The following is a 15,150-nucleotide window of genomic DNA, read 5'->3' as shown; positions in this document are numbered from 1 at the left end:
GGCACTTGTCCATCATAACCAGTGGATCCCCGTTATGCCCAGATATTTGTGGTGGCCGCTTCTGGCCTGGTTGCTGCCGCTTGCCGGCGCCCTCGGCAGCCGTGTTCACCTCTGGCCCTGGTGGCTGGGGTTTGTCATCTGCCTGCTCGGGGCCCTCGTCTCCCTCGTCTTGCTGGCTCGCCTGCCCTGGTGTCGCAATCGCTGCGCCAATGGCTGGGGCGCTGTGCCACTGCTGTTGCCCCTGGCCTTCGTGGTGCAGGCGCTGCGCACGCCGCTGGTCAACGATGTGAGCACGGATCCCAACAACCCGCCCCAGCTGCACTGGGCCAGCGAACTCAGAACGGCGCAGGATCTGCCGATTAATCCGGCCCCCTTGAAAGCAGTTGAGGGGAAACCCGGTCCTCTCTTTACCAGCGCCTCCCCGGTCGAGGTGATCACCGAGGCCCACGCCCTGATGGAGCAGCTCGGCTGGCAGGTGCGACCAAGCCCGGATGGCCTCGAGGCGGTGGTCACCACCGGCTGGTTCGGTTTTCAGGATGACGTGGCGCTGCGGGTCTTTGCCGGGCCCAAGGAGACCCGCATCGACATGCGCTCCGCCTCCCGTCAGGGGCAGAGCGACCTGGGCACCAACCGGGCCCGCATAGAGGAGTTTCTGATCCGCCTCAACGAGCGGCTGGGTCAGGCCTACAAACCCAACTTGAAGCAATAAGAAGGTCATCCATGCGCGTCGAGGTCAAGCCCGATCGGGAATATGCCTGGTTCATCCGCCCCTTTTTCTGGCTGCAACAGCGCAACTACGGTCAGGTGCTCATTCCGGGCAAGTGCTGGGGCCGCTCGCCGCGCCTGTTTGCCGCCGTCGCCACCCTCTATGGCGTCATCAACCGCAAGCGCTCCCCCATCGACCCCGTGCTGCGCTCCCTGGTGACGGTACGGGTCTCCCAGCTCAACTGGTGCCGCTTTTGCGTCGACATCAACGCCATGACCCTGGTAAAGAGAGCCGGCTCCAGCGAGAAGGTAGAGGCGCTCGCCAACTGGCGCGACAGCCCCTTGTTCGATGAGCGGGAGCGGGCTGTACTCGACTATACCGAGGCGATGACCGGGCTGGATGGAGTCAGCGATGAGCAGGCCGCCCGCCTCAAGCCCTGGTTTGACGACGACGCCATGGTGGAGCTCACCGGCCTCATCGCCTTCCAGAACATGTCGGCCAAGTTCAACGCCGCCCTCGATATCGCCCCGCAGGGCTTCTGCCAGCTGTCGGTGCAGCCAGTGCGTCAAGCCCAACCGGATAACAAGGACGCCTGATGAGAGGCTCCCGCCTGCTGCTGGTGCTGGTGATGGGCTGCCTCATCGGCGCCTTTTTCGCCTTCGACCTTGGTCACTACCTGAGCCTGCCCCAGCTGCAGGCCCGTCAGGCCGAGCTGGCCGCCCTGGTCGACCGCCATTTCGTCAGCGCCGCCCTGCTGTTCGTCGCTGTCTATGTGGTGAGCACCGCCCTCTCCCTGCCCGGCGCCAGCCTGCTCACCCTGGCCGGCAGCGCCGTGTTCGGCGTTGTCTGGGGGCTGCTGCTGGTCTCCTTTGCCAGCAGCATTGGTGCGACCCTGGCCTTTCTCAGTGCCCGCTTTCTGCTGCGCGACTGGGTCGAGCGGCGCTTTGGCGACAAGCTGGCCAGCTTGCAGGCCGGCATGAAGAAGGAAGGGGCACTATATCTGCTGAGCCTGCGCCTCATCCCCATCTTCCCCTTCTTTCTGGTCAACCTGCTGATGGGGCTCACCCCCATCAGAGTCAGCACCTACTACTGGGTGAGCCAGCTTGGCATGCTGCCCGGCACCTTCGTCTACGTGCTGGCGGGCAGCGAGCTCGCCAACCTCACCAGCACCGGCAATATCCTCTCCCCCGGCCTGATGGTGGCGCTGACCCTGCTCGGACTGATGCCGATGCTGCTCAAGGGCCTGCAGCGGCGCCTCGCCCTGCATCGGTTGCACGCCCCCTACCGCAAGCCAACACACTATGACTACAACTTGCTGGTGATTGGCGCCGGGGCCGGCGGCCTGGTGACCAGCTATATCGCCGCGGCGGTGCAGGCCAAGGTGGCGCTCATCGAGAAGCACAAGATGGGGGGCGATTGCCTCAACAGCGGCTGCGTCCCCTCCAAGGCGCTGATCCGAAGCGCCCGCTTTGCCGCCGAGCAGCGCCGGGCCAGTGAGCTGGGCTTTAACCCAAGCCAGGCCAGCGCCGATTTCGCCGCCGTGATGGAGCGGGTCGCCCGCGTCATCAAGGAGGTCGAACCCCACGACTCGGTGGCGCGCTATGAAGGACTTGGAGTGGAGTGCATCCAAGGGGAGGCCCGGCTGGTCTCCCCCTGGGAGGTGGAGGTGAACGGCCAACGCCTTGCCAGTCGTCATATCGTGCTCGCCACCGGCGCCCGGCCGCTGGTGCCCACGCTGCCGGGCCTTGAGCAGGTGCCCTGGCTCACCTCCGACACCCTCTGGCAACTGCGCACCGCGCCGCGCCAGCTGCTGGTGCTGGGCGGCGGCTCCATAGGCTGCGAGCTGGCCCAGAGTTTTGCCCTGCTTGGGGTGCCCGTTACATTGGTAGAGCTTTCGGATCAGCTGCTGCCCCGCGAAGAGCGGGAGGTGGCCGAGCTGTTGGCGGAGCAGCTGGCCCGCGATGGCGTGCGGGTGCTCACCGGCTGGCGCGCCGAGCGAGCCGACTATCTGCCCGCAGCCGCGGGAGATCTGCCCATTCGGCTGCAACTGCGCCGGGGCGACGAGACGCAAACCATTGCAGGGGATCAGCTGCTGCTGGCGCTGGGCCGGGTCGCCAACGTCAGCGGCTTCGGGCTCGAAGCGCTGGGGGTGGAGCTGGCACCGCGCGGCACGGTGGCGGTCGATGGCTTCCTCGCCACCAACTACCCCAGCATTCTGGCGGTGGGGGACGTAGCGGGCCCTTACCAGCTCACCCATGCCGCCGCCCATCAGGGCTGGTATGCCGCGGTCAATGCCCTGTTCAGCCCGTTCAAGCGCTTTCGGGCCGACTATCGGGTCATGCCGGCCGCCATCTACACTACGCCAGAAATCGCCCGGGTCGGCCTCAATCAGAAAGAGGCCAGGGCGCAGGGCATCCCCTTCGAGCTGACCCGTTTCGCGCTGGCCGAGCTGGACAGAGCCATCACCGATGGCGAGCGCCAGGGCTTTATCGAGGTGCTCACCGTACCCGGCAAGGATCAGATCCTGGGTGCCACCCTGGTGGGCACTCACGCCGGCGAGCGGATCGCCGAATTCGTGCTCGCCATGCGCCACCGCCTCGGCCTTGGCAAGATCCTCGCCACCATCCACGCCTACCCCACCCTGATGGAGGGGAACAAGTATCTGGCGGGCGAGTGGCGACGGGCCCGTCAGCCAGCCACCCTGCTGGCGCTGCTGACCCGTTATCACCGCTGGCGCCGCGGCGCCTGACCCAACTCCAGGTAACCCAGATGCGACACTCATTGCCCTCGTTCACACAGTTGTTGCGCGCCCTGCCCCTGCTGGCAGGCAGCCTCCTCTTCACCCAGGCCAACGCCGCCGACAACCCGCGGTGGCAGCAGACCCTTGATGAGGCCAAGGGGCAGACCGTCTACTTCAACGCCTGGGGCGGCAGCCCGGAGATCAACGCCTACCTGGTGTGGGCCGGCCAGGAGCTGGCGCGCGAATACCAGGTCAAGCTGGTACAGGTGAAGGTGGATGACATCGCCCAGAGCGTCAGCCAACTGCTGGCTAACAAGCAGGCCGGCAAGCAAGCTGGCGGTCCCATCGACCTGCTCTGGGTCAACGGCGAGAACTTCAAGGCGCTCAAGGAGCAGGGACTGCTCGGCGCCCCCTTTACCCGTGGGCTGCCCAACATGGCGCTGGTCGACGGCACCCTGCCGGTGAGTGAGGACTTCACCGTGCCGGTGGAGGGGCTGGAAGCCCCCTGGGGCATAGGCCAGCTCAACCTGATGGTCAACGGCGAAGAGGTCAAACAGCTGCCCACCTCGGCGGCGGCCCTGCTCGCCTGGACCAAGGCCCACCCCGGCCGCTTCACCTATCCCAAGCCGCCCCAGTTCCACGGTTCCAGCTTTCTCAAGCAGATCTTGCTGGAGCTGACACCGGACCCCGCCCCCCTCTATCGGGAGGTGACCGATACCGACTTTGCCAGGATTACCGCCCCGCTCTGGACCTGGCTGGATGAGCTGCACCCTGCGCTCTGGCGCAAGGGCAAGCTGTTTCCCACCAGCGCCGCCGAGACCCGCCAGCTGCTCGATGACGGCGAGCTGGCGATGGCCATCAGCTTCAACCCGCAGGAGGCGCAGAGCGCGGTGCAAAATGGCACCCTGCCCCCCAGCGTGATGGCGGTGGCCATGGCGAAAGGAGCGCTCACCAACAGCCACTTCCTCGCCATCCCCTTCAACGCCAACGCCCGCGCCGGCGCCAAGGTGGTGGCCAACTTCCTGCTGAGCCCCGCCGCCCAGGCGCGCAAGGCCGAGCCCGCCTTCTGGGGCGATCCCAGCGTGCTGCGGGCCGATGCCCTGCCCGCCACCCAGCAGCCGGTGCCGGCGCTGCGCTTCAAATCGGTGGCCGAACCTAACCCCAGCTGGCAGCTCAGGCTGGAAGCGGCCTGGGCCGAGCGCTACGGCCACTGATGAGCCGGTTCGGCCGCTCTTCGCTTGATTGGCGCCCCCTGTTCACCGCCGGGTACGCCCTGGTTTTTGGCCTTCCGCTGCTGGCGGGGGGCTGGCAACTGCTGGCTGAGGGGCTGAGTCAGGCTCACCTGCAACGGCTGCTGGCCCAGCCGGGCCTGTGGCACTCGGCGCTGCTGAGCCTGTGGATTGGCGCCGCCTCGACCCTGGCCAGTCTGCTGCTGACCGCCCTGCTGCTGGCCCACAGCGACAGCCGGGCCTTTGGCTGGCTGCGTCGGCTGCTCTCGCCCTTGCTGGCACTGCCCCACGTCGCCTTTGCCATCGGCTTTGCTTTTCTGCTCGCTCCCTCCGGCTGGTTGCTGCGCCTGCTCTCGCCGACCCTCACCGGGTTCGAGCTGCCCCCCGACTGGCAGACCCTGCGCGATCCCGCCGGGCTTGGGCTGATCTTCGCCTTGACCCTCAAGGAGACCCCCTTCCTGCTGCTGATGGCGCTCGGCACGCAAGACCCCGCCAGGGTGGCGCGCCAGCAGTGGCTGGGGGCGAGCCTCGGCTTTAGCGCCCCCCAGATCTGGTGGCGCCTGCTGCTGCCGGCGCTGTGGCCCGCCCTGCGCCTGCCCCTCTATGCAGTCGCCGCCTACGGGGTGGCGGTGGTGGATCTGGCCCAGCTGCTCGGGCCCGATGCCCCCGCTCCGCTGGCTGTGCGCCTGTGGCTCTGGTATCAGGACCCGGATCTGGTCTGGCGCGGCGCCACCGCCAGCGGCGCCCTGCTGCTGCTCGCCATCACTGCGCTGCTGCTGGCCCTGTTGCGGCTGCTGGAGCTGGCCCATCGAACCCTTGGCAAACCCGGCTGGCTCGATGGCAAACGAGCAAACCCAAGCGCTCTTGGCCGCACCCTTGCCACCGGCAGCGTGGCGACCCTAATTGCCCTCAATCTGGCGGTGCTGGGGGCATTGCTGCTCTGGTCACTGGCCCGGCGCTGGCCCTTTCCCGCCCTCTGGCCGAGCCAGTGGAGCGGTCGCCATTGGCTCGAACTGCTGCCGACCCTGTCGCCGCTGCTGACCACCAGCATGCTGCTGGCACTGGCGAGCGGGGCGATTGCGCTGGTGATGGCGGTGCTGAGTCTGGAGGCACAGGCGGGTCGCCGCCCCTGGCCGCTCTGGCTCATCTGCCTGCCGCTGTTGCTGCCGCAAGCCAGCCTGCTGTTCGGCATTCGCCTCGGGATAGACTGGTTCAGCCTCGGGTGGGGGGGCGATGGCATCGGCTGGGGCTGGGTGCTCTGGAGCCAGCTGCTGTTTGTCTTTCCCTACGTCTATCTCTGCTTACAAGGCCCCTATGGCCAGTTCGACGCGCGGATAACCCAGAGCGCCCTGCTGCTGGGGGCAACCCCGTGGCGAGCCTGGTGGCAGGTGAAAGGGCCGCTGCTGGCGCGCCCGCTGTTGTTTGCCTTCGGCGTCGGAGCCGCGGTGAGCCTGGCCCAATACCTGCCGACCTTGCTGTTTGGCGCCGGCCGGGTGGTCACCATCACCACCGAAGCTGTGGCCATCGGCAGCGGCCTCAACCGGCGGCTGGCGGGCCCCTACGGCCTGCTGCAACTGCTGCTGCCGCTCCTTATCTATCTGCTGGCGCTCTGGCTGCCGGCCCGACTCAACCCGGCGCTCAAGGGGAGCGGCTAACGATGAACAACAACCATGACAACAGCCCCATGCTGAGCACCACCCCCTTCGCCTCTATCTGGAGGAAAACCTGCTGCTCTCGCTGCCCGCCCTGCAGGTGGCGCCGGGCGAGGTATTGACCCTGATGGGCTCCAGCGGCTGTGGCAAGAGCTCGCTGCTGGCAGCGCTGGCGGGGGTGCTGCCGGCAAGCGGCCCCATCCGGCTGGAGGGGGACGTGACCCTCGGCACGCGCCGGCTCACCCAGCTGCCGCCCCAGGCGCGGCGCATCGGCATGCTGTTTCAGGATGATCTGCTGTTCGACCACCTGACGGTGGCCGAGAACCTGATGTTCGGCATGCCGGCCAGCGTGAAGGGGCACGGGGAGCGGCGGGAAAAGGCAGTGGCCGCGCTGGCACAGGTGGATCTGACAAATCAGGCGGACAAGCTGCCGGGGACGCTCTCCGGCGGCCAGAAGGCCCGCGTCAGCCTGCTGCGGGCGCTGCTGGCCGAGCCCGATGCATTGTTGTTGGACGAGCCCTTCTCCCGCCTCGACAAGCCGCTGCGGGGCGCCTTTCGCGAACTGGTGTTCGCGCAGATCAAGGCACTGGCCATCCCCGCTCTGCTGGTGACCCACGACGAAGATGACGCGCCGGGCACCATACTCCAGCTCACCGAATCCTGTTTTTGACCGAGGAGTTCACCTTGTTTGACCGTCACCTGATCCCCGTTATCCGCAGCCCCCTCACCCGGCTCGCCAGACCGCTCTGCCGCGCCGGGATCAGCGCCAACCAGATAAGCCTCACCGGCTTTGCCATCGGCATGCTGGCATTGCCGCTGCTGGCCTTTGGCTGCTATCAATGGGCGCTGGCGGCGATCCTGCTCAACCGGCTGCTGGACGGGCTTGATGGCGCCGTGGCGCGGGAAACCGGCATCACCGACTGCGGCGGCTTTCTCGACATCACGCTGGATTTCATCTTCTACGCCGCCGTGGTGCTGGGCTTTGCCCTCGCCGCCCCCGCCAATGCGCTACCCGCCGCCACCCTGCTGTTTGCCTTCATGGGCACCGGCTCGAGCTTTCTGGCGTTTGCCATCATGGCGGGCAAGCGGGGCATCGACAATCCGGTCTACCACCACAAGTCCCTCTACTACTTGGGCGGCCTCACCGAGGGGAGCGAGACCATCGCCCTGTTCGTAGTGATGTGCCTGTGGCCCGCCGCCTTCGCCCCGCTCGCCTACGGCTTTGCCCTGCTCTGCGCCATCACCACCCTCACCCGGCTCTGGAGCGGTTACCACACCCTGCGTTGAGGCAGGACGGCGAGAGGGGCCGCTACGGAACACTTGCGCATGGACGACAATGTTTTACCATGGCGACACTCTTTTTCAGGCTCATGAGAACCTTATGCGTCGCCTTGTCTCCGTGCTCACCCTCTCCCTGTTTCCCATGCTCTATGGCTGCAGCAGCACGCCGGCTGCCAAGCCCGTGGTCAAGCCCCAACCCAACAGCGCCTTCATCAACCAGACGCCGCCGAGCAAACCCTTCTACGGGCAGGTGAGCCAGCCGGGTGTCAGCAAGGGGGACTTCGCCAATCGCGCCAACGTGGACAACTTCGTGCAGCGGATGGTGCAAAAGCACGGCTTCGATGGCGCCGAGCTGCACCGGGTGCTGGCCCAGGCCGAACGCTATGACTGGATCATCCGCCTGATGGATGCCCAGGCCCCCAGCACCACGCCGCCCACCGGCCCGACCGGCGCCTGGAATCGCTACCGCGCCAAGTTCATCACCCCGGACAACGTACAGAACGGCGTCAGCTTCTGGCGTGAGTACGAGAACGAGCTCAACCGTGCCCAGCAGGTCTATGGGGTGCCGCCGGAGATCATCGTCGGCATCATCGGCGTGGAGACCCGCTGGGGCCGGGTGATGGGCAAGACCCGCATCCTGGATGCGCTGGCGACCCTGGCGTTCGACTACCCGCGCCGGGCCGAGTTCTTCACCAGCGAGCTGGAATCCTTCCTGGTAATGACCCGCGACGAGGGGATGGATCCCACCGAACCCAAGGGCTCCTACGCCGGCGCCATGGGCTACGGCCAGTTCATGCCCTCCAGCTTCCAGCGCTACGCGGTGGACTTCAACGGCAACGGCCACACCAACCTGTGGGACCCGGTGGATGCCATCGGCAGCGTGGCCAACTACTTCAAGGCCCACGGCTGGGAGAAGGGACAGCCGGTGGCGGTGCGCGGTCAGGGCCAGCTGCCCGGCTACGAGCACGGCTTCCAGACCCGCTACCCGGTCGCCTCCCTGCGCCGCGCCGGGCTGACCCCCACCAGCCCCCTCGGCAACCACAGCGAGGCGAGCCTGCTGCGCCTGGATGTGGGCACCGGCTATCAGTACTGGTACGGCCTGCCCAACTTCTACACCATCACCCGCTACAACCACAGCACCCACTACGCCATGGCGGTGTGGCAGCTGGGACTGGCGGTGAAGGATGCCCGCGGCGGTTACTGAGCCTTCCGGATAAAAAAGGCGGCCCTCAGGGCCGCCTTGCCAACCATCTATACTGCGCCTTCGGGCGCAGTGTGCGTTTACAGTGCCCCCGCCTTCGCCAGACGATCCAGCTCGGCAAGCAGGGCGGCCGGCTCGACCCGACGGGTGTAATCGGCGTTGATGAAGTGATAGTGCACGGTTCTGTCCTGGCCGATGATGTAGCTGGCCGGCACCGGCAGGGTGAAGCTCTCGTCGCCGTTGCTCGCCGGGATGTCGATGCCAAAGCCGGCATAGATGGGCCTGAGCGCCTCCGGCAGCTCGAACACCAGTCCCAGCGCTGCCGAGACCCGGTTGCCCTCGTCGCTCAGCACGGTGATCGCCAGCCCGTTGGCGGTGAGGGTATCCTGCGCCGAACTGGGGGTTTCCGGCGTCATGCCGATGAGGTTCACGCCGCGCTCGCGCAGCGCCGGCAACACGGCGTTGAGCGCCTGCATCTCCATGTTGCAGTAGGGGCACCAGCCACCGCGATAGACGTTGAGCAGCACAGGCCCCTCCGCCAGATAGTGGGAGAGCGGGCGCACCACCCCGTGCTGATCCGGCAGGGCGAAGTCGGGCATCCGCTCTCCGCGCCCCAGCGCAGCCTGCTCCAGCCCGCTTTTCTGCAGGCTGCGGGTCGCTTCCTCCATCAAGGCCAGTACCGGGGCCGGTACCTGGCGCTGCTTCTGCTCATCGTACGCTTTGATTTTTTGCTCGAGTGTGTGCATCATGACCATCCTTTTTGTAGTGGTCGCTACAATATCAAGCGAACCACTCCTCATGGTCAAGTTGTTTTTTAGCGATCACTCCAAAATAAAGTTTCACAAGGCAGGACTCGAGATGGCAAGACCCGCATCATTTGACAGAGAACAGGTACTGGAAATCGCTCTCAACGCCTTCTGGGATACCGGCTTCAGCAACACCGGCATTGCCGCGCTGGTCGAACGGATGGGACTCAAGCCCAGCAGCCTGTACGGCGCCTTCAGCTCAAAGGAGGGGTTGTTCATGGAGGTGCTGCAGCGCTATTCGGCGCAGAGCCTGGCGCAGATCGAGCAGATCCTGAGCTCGGCAGCCTCCCCCCTGGCGGGCGTGCAGGCCCTGCTTGATGCAGTGGCCCGGGATGCCATCGCCAGCGAGGCGCACCGTGGCTGCCTGCTGGTCAACACCTTGCTGGAGATTGGCCGCCACCACCCGCTCATTCAGGAGACCGCCAGCAGCCACCTCGCCGAGGTCGAGCTGCGGGTCAGCGCAGCCCTGCGCCAGGCGCAGGCGGCAGGGGAGCTAACCGCCGGGCGCGACGTCGACGCCACCGCCGCCTTGCTGATGACCATGGTGTGGGGATTGCGCGTGCTGGGCCGCACCCATCCGCCCGCCGCCAAGGTGAATGCGGTGCTGGCCCAGATGCAGGCCATCCTGTCTGCGGACGCATGACGACAGTTCACCCGGCTACGGGGTTCACTCGTTTTCCAGCAGCCAGCGCTTGAGCAGGACGGCCAGTTGCTCCTGCTCGGCCAGGGTCAATGGCGCCAGCAGGCGCCGCTCGTTGGCCACGTGCCGCTCCACCGCCCGGTCAACCAATTCCCGGCCCGCGTCGGTCAGGCAGACCAGCAGGCTGCGCCGATCGCTCGGGGCGGCCTGACGTTCCACCAAGCCTCGCTCTGCCAGTTTGTCGAGGCGGGCGGTCATGGCCCCCGAGCTCAACATGGCGGATTGATAGAGCACGGTCGGGGTAAGCGGTTCGCCGGCCCGGCGCAGGGTCGCCAGAATGTCGAAGTCGCTGCCGAGCAGGCCGCACTCCTTGAGCTCCTCGCTCACCTCCCGTCCGGCGATCGCCGCCATTCGCGCCACCCGTCCCAGCACGCCCATGGGAGAGCAGTCGAGATCCGGTCGCTGCCGGGCCCACTGGGCCAGCAGCAGGTCTACATGATCTGATTCCATCTTCGGCCACTTATCTTTTTATCGAGATACTTGATAGTAAACCAATTTGAGGCTAATTTATCTTTACTTAAAGATACTTTGTAAAGAGACAAATTCATGTCCATGCTGATCGCCCTGTTGGCCCCTTTGCTCTGGGGCAGCACCTACGCCGTCGTCAGCCTTTATCTGACCGACTACTCCCCCTACTGGGTGGCGGTGTGGCGGGCGCTGCCGGCCGGGTTGCTCCTGTTGCTGGTACGCCCGCGTCTGCCGCCCCTGCCCTGGGGCAAGCAGTGCCTGCTGGCGTTTTGCAACATCGCTGCGTTTTTTGCTCTGCTGTTCGTGGCCGCCTTCCGGCTGCCAGGGGCCGTGGCGGGCACCCTGGGTGCCACCCTGCCGCTGGTCCTGATGTTGCTGGCCTGGTTGCAAGATGGCGTCAGGCCGTCCCTGAAATGGCTGCTGCTGGGCCTGATGGGGCTGGGCGGGGTCTTGCTGCTGCTCAACCCTTCCGCCAATCTGGATCCTGTCGGCGTCACCTGCGCCCTGCTGGCCACCCTGCTCATCGGCCAGTCCAGCCGCTGGATGCAGCGCTGGCCGGTGAGCGATCTGCTGGCGCTGACCGCCTGGCAGCTGCTGCTGGGCGGCCTGATGCTGATCCCGCTCGCCTGGTGGCTGGCCGGCCCCATGCCGCTGCCGCAGCCGGCAAGCGCTCCCGGCCTGCTCTGGCTGATCCTGCTCAACACGGCGCTGGCCTACTGGGCCTGGCTGTGGGGGCTCAAGCGCCACGGCCCGGAGGTGATGGGCATGCTGGCCCTCACCAACCCCATGGTGGCGGTCTCCTGCGGTGTGCTGATGGTGGGGGAAACGCTGGATGCTCGCCAATGGCTCGGCATCGGGGTGATCCTGCTCTCCCTGTTCCTGATGAAGCTGCCTGCTCGTCCCTTCTTCAAACGCTGGCAGGCCCGCCGGGCAAGCACCGGCCAGTGCAGCAGGCCGTGAGCACAACGCCTCCAACTCAAGCGCAATAAAAAAAGAGGAGCCATCAAGGCTCCTCTTTCACATTCAGCAGGTGTTTGAGTCGAACTCAGACCCCGGCCTTGGCCAGGGCGGCGGAGACGATCTGCTGGGCTTCCTGCTGGATGAGGTCCAGGTGCGCCTCGCCCTTGAAGCTCTCCATGTAGATCTTGTAGATGGACTCGGTGCCGGAGGGGCGCGCCGCGAACCAGCCGTTCTCGGTCACCACCTTGAGGCCGCCGATGGCAGCATCGTTGCCCGGCGCCTTGGTCAGCTTGGCGATGATGGGCTCACCGGCCAGGGTGGAGGCTTCCACCAGCGCCGGATCCAGCTTGGAGAGCACCGCCTTCTGGGCGCTGTTGGCCGGGGCATCGATGCGACGATAGCTGGAGCGACCGAACTTGGCTTCCAATGCGTCGTAGTGGGCCTGCGGATCCTTGCCGGTCACCGCCAGAATTTCCGCTGCCAGCAGCGCCAGAATGAAGCCATCCTTATCGGTGGTCCAGACGGTGCCATCTTTGCGCAGGAAGGAGGCGCCCGCGCTCTCCTCACCGCCAAAGCCGAACTCACCGCTGTAGAGGCCATCCACAAACCACTTGAAGCCGACCGGCACCTCTTTCAGGGTGCGGCCAATCTCGCCGGCCACCCGGTCGATCATGGAAGAGGAGACCAGCGTCTTGCCGACCGCAGACTCTTTGGACCAGCCGGTTCGATGGGTAAACAGATACTGGATCGCCACCGCCAGATAGTGGTTCGGGTTCATCAGGCCCGACTGGGTGACGATGCCGTGACGGTCGTAGTCCGGGTCGTTGCCAAGGGCGATGTCGAACTTGTCCTTGAGGGCAATCAGGCTGGCCATGGCGAATGGGCTGGAGCAGTCCATCCGGATCTTGCCGTCTTTATCCAGGGTCATGAAGGAGAAGGTCGGGTCGACCTTGTAGTTCACCACCTCGATGTTCAGACCATAGGTCTTGGCGATGACGTCCCAGTAGGCGACGCCGGAGCCGCCCAGCGGATCGACACCGATCTTGATGCCGGCCTGCTTGATGGCCTCCATGTCCAGCACGTTCTTCAGGTCATCCACATAGGGAGTGACATAGTCGTGCAGGGCCACGAACGGGCTCTTGAGGGCCTCGGCGAACGGCATGCGCTTCACACCGGCCAGACCCGCTTCCAGAATCGCGTTGGCGCGATCCTCCACCCACTTGGTGATCTCCCCTTCGGCGGGACCGCCGTGGGGCGGGTTGTATTTGAAGCCACCATCTTCCGGCGGGTTGTGGGACGGGGTGATCACCACGCCATCAGCACGGGCAGCCGGTTTGCCTGCATTGTGGCGCAGGATGGCGTGAGAGATGACCGGGGTCGGGGTGAAGCCGAGACCGGCCTGAATGCGGGTCTCGACGCCGTTGGCCGCCAACACTTCCACCGCGCTGGCAAAGGCGGATTCAGACAGGGCGTGGGTATCCATGCCGACAAACAGCGGGCCCGTGATGCCGGCCTGCTGGCGATACTCCACCAGCGCCTGGGTCACCGCCAGGATGTGGGATTCGGTGAAGGCGTTGTGCAGGGCGCTGCCGCGGTGACCGGAGGTGCCGAAGGCAACCCGCTGCTCGGGGCGGCTCATGTCGGGCTTGTTGAGGTAGTAGGCGCTGACCAGACGGGGGATGTTGGTCAGGTCGCTCAAACGGGCCGGCTGACCGGCGTGGGAATGCTGTGCCATGGCGTTGTCCTTGCTTGATGGCGGCCTTGCCCGGCAAGGCCTGAGTCTGATGAACCGTTAAATTGCGCCGCACACCCGGGCGATCACCTCGTCGCCATACCCCATGCTGGTCATCAGCTGGGCCACCATATTCTGCTTGCGACTGGTGTTGGTATTGGTGATCACCCAGAACGGGGTCTCCGGCACCGGCTTGGGCTTGGTGGTGCTGCCGCTGGCGCGCAGGGCATCGGGATCCCGCGAGAAATAGACGCGCTTGCGCCCCTTGATTTCGGTGGCCTGGGTAAACCCGACCGGGTCATCCCGGTAGAGGGTACTGAGCACCTGCATGAAGCGGTTGATGGACTTCTCTTCTTTTTGCAGCTCGCCGGAGTCGAGCAGCGCCTCCAGCCCCATGGCATCGGCCACGGCGTGCGGCTGGGCCGTCGTCACCGGCTCGGCCACAGGCGCAGCCTGGTTGGCGGGCTGTTCCAGCAGGCGGCGCAGGATATCGGAGGCACTCTCGCCGATGTGCCGGGTCTGGCTGGCGATATAGAAGTAGAGATCGTCATCAAGCTCGATGGTTTTCATAGGGATGCGCTGGACTCGTCGAAATTCGGATGCGGCGATTATACATAGGCAAACCCGGCAGCCCAAGCAAGGGGCGGACAGATGTGCATGAATCTCATCGAGAATACGGCATAATAGCGGGCCAAGTGTGTGATCCGTCGCACTGATAGCCGATCTGGCAGACTTTTTTAGAAAAAAAACCACACTTTTTTGCTCCGCAATGAGTGAAATCCTTTTCTTTCCAGTGTGTTAAATCACAACGTGCAACGCACTCACGACCGACAAGGTGTCATTTTGCAACAAAACCCATTATTGAACTTCAAGGAGCAGGGCCAGGGCCAACCCGTCGTGCTGATCCACGGGCTGTTCGGCAGCCTCGACAACCTCGGCCTGCTGGCGCGCCCGCTGAGCGAACAATACCGGGTCATCAGCGTCGATCTGCGCAACCACGGCGCCTCCTTTCACTCCGACGAGATGAGCTACCCGGCCCAGGCCGCCGATCTGCTCGCCCTGCTGGATCGGCTCGGGCTTGAGCAGGTTGCCATCGTGGGTCACTCCATGGGGGGCAAGGTGGGCATGCAGCTGGCCAAGCTCGCGCCAACGCGCGTTGCCAAGCTGGTGGTGGCCGATATCGCGCCGGTCGCCTACCCCCACGCCCGCCACCAGAATGTGTTCGCCGGCCTCAACGCCACCCTCGAACAGGTTCCGCAAAGCCGCAGCGAGGCGGAAGCCATCCTGGCGCAGCACATCGAGATCGCCGGCGTACGCCAGTTCCTGCTCAAGTCGTTTGCCAAAACCGGGCACGGCTGGGGCTGGCGTTTCAACGTCCCGGCCCTTGAGCGCAACTACGCCAACATCATGGGCTGGCCCGATGCACAGAGCCGCTTCGAGGGCCCAGCGCTCTTCATCAAGGGGGGGGATTCCGACTACATGCAGCCTGAACATACCGACACTGTGATGGCGCAATTCCCCGCCGCCAAGGCCCGGGTCATCGCCGGTACCGGTCACTGGCTGCACGCGGAAAAGCCGGTTTTGTTCAACAAACTGGTTGTGGATTTCCTGTCGACAGGCGGTTAACAGTTTCAAATCCTTTGTGATATAGTGCGCCCGTCATAAGGAGTGTGCG

General features: G+C 65.4%; 15 protein-coding genes. 11 read left to right on the top strand and 4 right to left on the bottom strand.

Annotated features, from left to right (window positions below):
- The first annotated feature begins 34 nt into the window (after positions 1-34).
- The 8 genes from E5E97_RS12710 to mltB all read left to right on the top strand — a co-directional run bounded on the left by E5E97_RS12710 (position 35) and on the right by mltB (position 8,812).
- On the top strand, positions 35-709 hold the full coding sequence (locus tag E5E97_RS12710) for a DUF1499 domain-containing protein (protein ID WP_171280354.1): 675 nt from the start codon (positions 35-37) through the stop codon (positions 707-709).
- An 11-nt stretch (positions 710-720) separates the two neighbouring features.
- Positions 721-1,302, top strand: a complete 582-nt coding sequence (locus E5E97_RS12705; RefSeq protein ID WP_171280353.1) for a carboxymuconolactone decarboxylase family protein — start codon at positions 721-723, stop codon at positions 1,300-1,302.
- Positions 1,302-3,455, top strand: coding sequence for an FAD-dependent oxidoreductase (locus E5E97_RS12700; RefSeq protein ID WP_171280352.1), 2,154 nt, complete (start codon positions 1,302-1,304; stop codon positions 3,453-3,455). Before E5E97_RS12705 ends, E5E97_RS12700 begins: the two co-directional genes overlap by 1 nt.
- Positions 3,456-3,475: 20 nt before the next feature.
- Entirely contained in the window at positions 3,476-4,660 is a 1,185-nt protein-coding gene (locus E5E97_RS12695) for an ABC transporter substrate-binding protein (protein ID WP_171280351.1), read from the top strand.
- Positions 4,660-6,330, top strand: coding sequence for an ABC transporter permease (locus E5E97_RS12690; RefSeq protein WP_171280350.1), 1,671 nt, complete (start codon positions 4,660-4,662; stop codon positions 6,328-6,330). The genes E5E97_RS12695 and E5E97_RS12690 overlap by 1 nt, the downstream gene beginning before the upstream one ends.
- A 58-nt stretch (positions 6,331-6,388) precedes the next feature.
- Complete coding sequence (locus E5E97_RS12685) at positions 6,389-6,997, top strand: ATP-binding cassette domain-containing protein (protein WP_171281222.1); 609 nt, start codon at positions 6,389-6,391, stop codon at positions 6,995-6,997.
- Positions 6,998-7,011: 14 nt separating this feature from the next.
- Positions 7,012-7,614, top strand: a complete 603-nt coding sequence (locus E5E97_RS12680; RefSeq protein WP_171280349.1) for a CDP-alcohol phosphatidyltransferase family protein — start codon at positions 7,012-7,014, stop codon at positions 7,612-7,614.
- 94 nt (positions 7,615-7,708) lie between these two features.
- A complete protein-coding gene (gene mltB / locus E5E97_RS12675; protein ID WP_171280348.1) occupies positions 7,709-8,812 on the top strand; it encodes a lytic murein transglycosylase B in 1,104 nt (367 codons plus the stop codon).
- Positions 8,813-8,889: 77 nt separating this feature from the next.
- Here the strand turns inward: mltB and E5E97_RS12670 are convergent, their stop codons facing one another.
- Positions 8,890-9,555 (bottom strand): peroxiredoxin-like family protein, encoded by a 666-nt coding sequence (locus E5E97_RS12670; protein ID WP_171281221.1) that lies wholly within the window; start codon positions 9,553-9,555, stop codon positions 8,890-8,892.
- Between the two features lie 112 nt (positions 9,556-9,667).
- Here E5E97_RS12670 and E5E97_RS12665 point away from each other — a divergent pair, with 112 nt between their 5' ends.
- Positions 9,668-10,258 carry a TetR/AcrR family transcriptional regulator gene (locus E5E97_RS12665; RefSeq protein WP_162518435.1) on the top strand — a complete coding sequence of 197 codons (591 nt, stop codon included), beginning with the start codon at positions 9,668-9,670 and terminating at the stop codon, positions 10,256-10,258.
- Between the two features lie 24 nt (positions 10,259-10,282).
- Here the strand turns inward: E5E97_RS12665 and E5E97_RS12660 are convergent, their stop codons facing one another.
- Positions 10,283-10,765: a MarR family winged helix-turn-helix transcriptional regulator gene (locus tag E5E97_RS12660; RefSeq protein WP_171280347.1), complete on the bottom strand. Its 483-nt coding sequence runs from the start codon at positions 10,763-10,765 to the stop codon at positions 10,283-10,285.
- 96 nt (positions 10,766-10,861) lie between these two features.
- Between E5E97_RS12660 and E5E97_RS12655 the strand changes: the two genes are divergently transcribed.
- A complete protein-coding gene (locus E5E97_RS12655) occupies positions 10,862-11,743 on the top strand; it encodes a DMT family transporter (protein WP_171280346.1) in 882 nt (293 codons plus the stop codon).
- An 85-nt stretch (positions 11,744-11,828) separates the two neighbouring features.
- Here the strand turns inward: E5E97_RS12655 and pgm are convergent, their stop codons facing one another.
- Positions 11,829-13,478 (bottom strand): phosphoglucomutase (alpha-D-glucose-1,6-bisphosphate-dependent), encoded by a 1,650-nt coding sequence (pgm, locus tag E5E97_RS12650; protein WP_171280345.1) that lies wholly within the window; start codon positions 13,476-13,478, stop codon positions 11,829-11,831.
- Positions 13,479-13,535: 57 nt separating this feature from the next.
- Positions 13,536-14,045 carry a replication initiation negative regulator SeqA gene (gene seqA, locus E5E97_RS12645; protein ID WP_024943807.1) on the bottom strand — a complete coding sequence of 170 codons (510 nt, stop codon included), beginning with the start codon at positions 14,043-14,045 and terminating at the stop codon, positions 13,536-13,538.
- A gap of 291 nt (positions 14,046-14,336) precedes the next feature.
- Here seqA and E5E97_RS12640 point away from each other — a divergent pair, with 291 nt between their 5' ends.
- Complete coding sequence (locus E5E97_RS12640) at positions 14,337-15,101, top strand: alpha/beta fold hydrolase (protein WP_171281220.1); 765 nt, start codon at positions 14,337-14,339, stop codon at positions 15,099-15,101.
- Positions 15,102-15,150: the final 49 nt, after the last annotated feature.

Origin of the sequence: Aeromonas sp. 2692-1 (genome assembly GCF_013085505.1) — a bacterium.
GTDB classification, from domain to species: Bacteria; Pseudomonadota; Gammaproteobacteria; order Enterobacterales; family Aeromonadaceae; genus Aeromonas; species Aeromonas hydrophila.
The sequence above is the reverse complement of the archived record's forward strand: the minus strand, read 5'-3'. Positions and strand labels throughout refer to the sequence as shown.

Coding starts and splice junctions, on each gene's coding strand:
- E5E97_RS12710 (WP_171280354.1), top strand. CDS start 35: ATGCCCAGATATTTGTGGTGGCCGCTTCTGGCCTGGTTGCTGCCGCTT.
- E5E97_RS12705 (WP_171280353.1), top strand. CDS start 721: ATGCGCGTCGAGGTCAAGCCCGATCGGGAATATGCCTGGTTCATCCGC.
- E5E97_RS12700 (WP_171280352.1), top strand. CDS start 1,302: ATGAGAGGCTCCCGCCTGCTGCTGGTGCTGGTGATGGGCTGCCTCATC.
- E5E97_RS12695 (WP_171280351.1), top strand. CDS start 3,476: ATGCGACACTCATTGCCCTCGTTCACACAGTTGTTGCGCGCCCTGCCC.
- E5E97_RS12690 (WP_171280350.1), top strand. CDS start 4,660: ATGAGCCGGTTCGGCCGCTCTTCGCTTGATTGGCGCCCCCTGTTCACC.
- mltB (WP_171280348.1), top strand. CDS start 7,709: ATGCGTCGCCTTGTCTCCGTGCTCACCCTCTCCCTGTTTCCCATGCTC.
- E5E97_RS12670 (WP_171281221.1), bottom strand. CDS start 9,555: ATGCACACACTCGAGCAAAAAATCAAAGCGTACGATGAGCAGAAGCAG.
- E5E97_RS12665 (WP_162518435.1), top strand. CDS start 9,668: ATGGCAAGACCCGCATCATTTGACAGAGAACAGGTACTGGAAATCGCT.
- E5E97_RS12660 (WP_171280347.1), bottom strand. CDS start 10,765: ATGGAATCAGATCATGTAGACCTGCTGCTGGCCCAGTGGGCCCGGCAG.
- E5E97_RS12655 (WP_171280346.1), top strand. CDS start 10,862: ATGTCCATGCTGATCGCCCTGTTGGCCCCTTTGCTCTGGGGCAGCACC.
- pgm (WP_171280345.1), bottom strand. CDS start 13,478: ATGGCACAGCATTCCCACGCCGGTCAGCCGGCCCGTTTGAGCGACCTG.
- seqA (WP_024943807.1), bottom strand. CDS start 14,045: ATGAAAACCATCGAGCTTGATGACGATCTCTACTTCTATATCGCCAGC.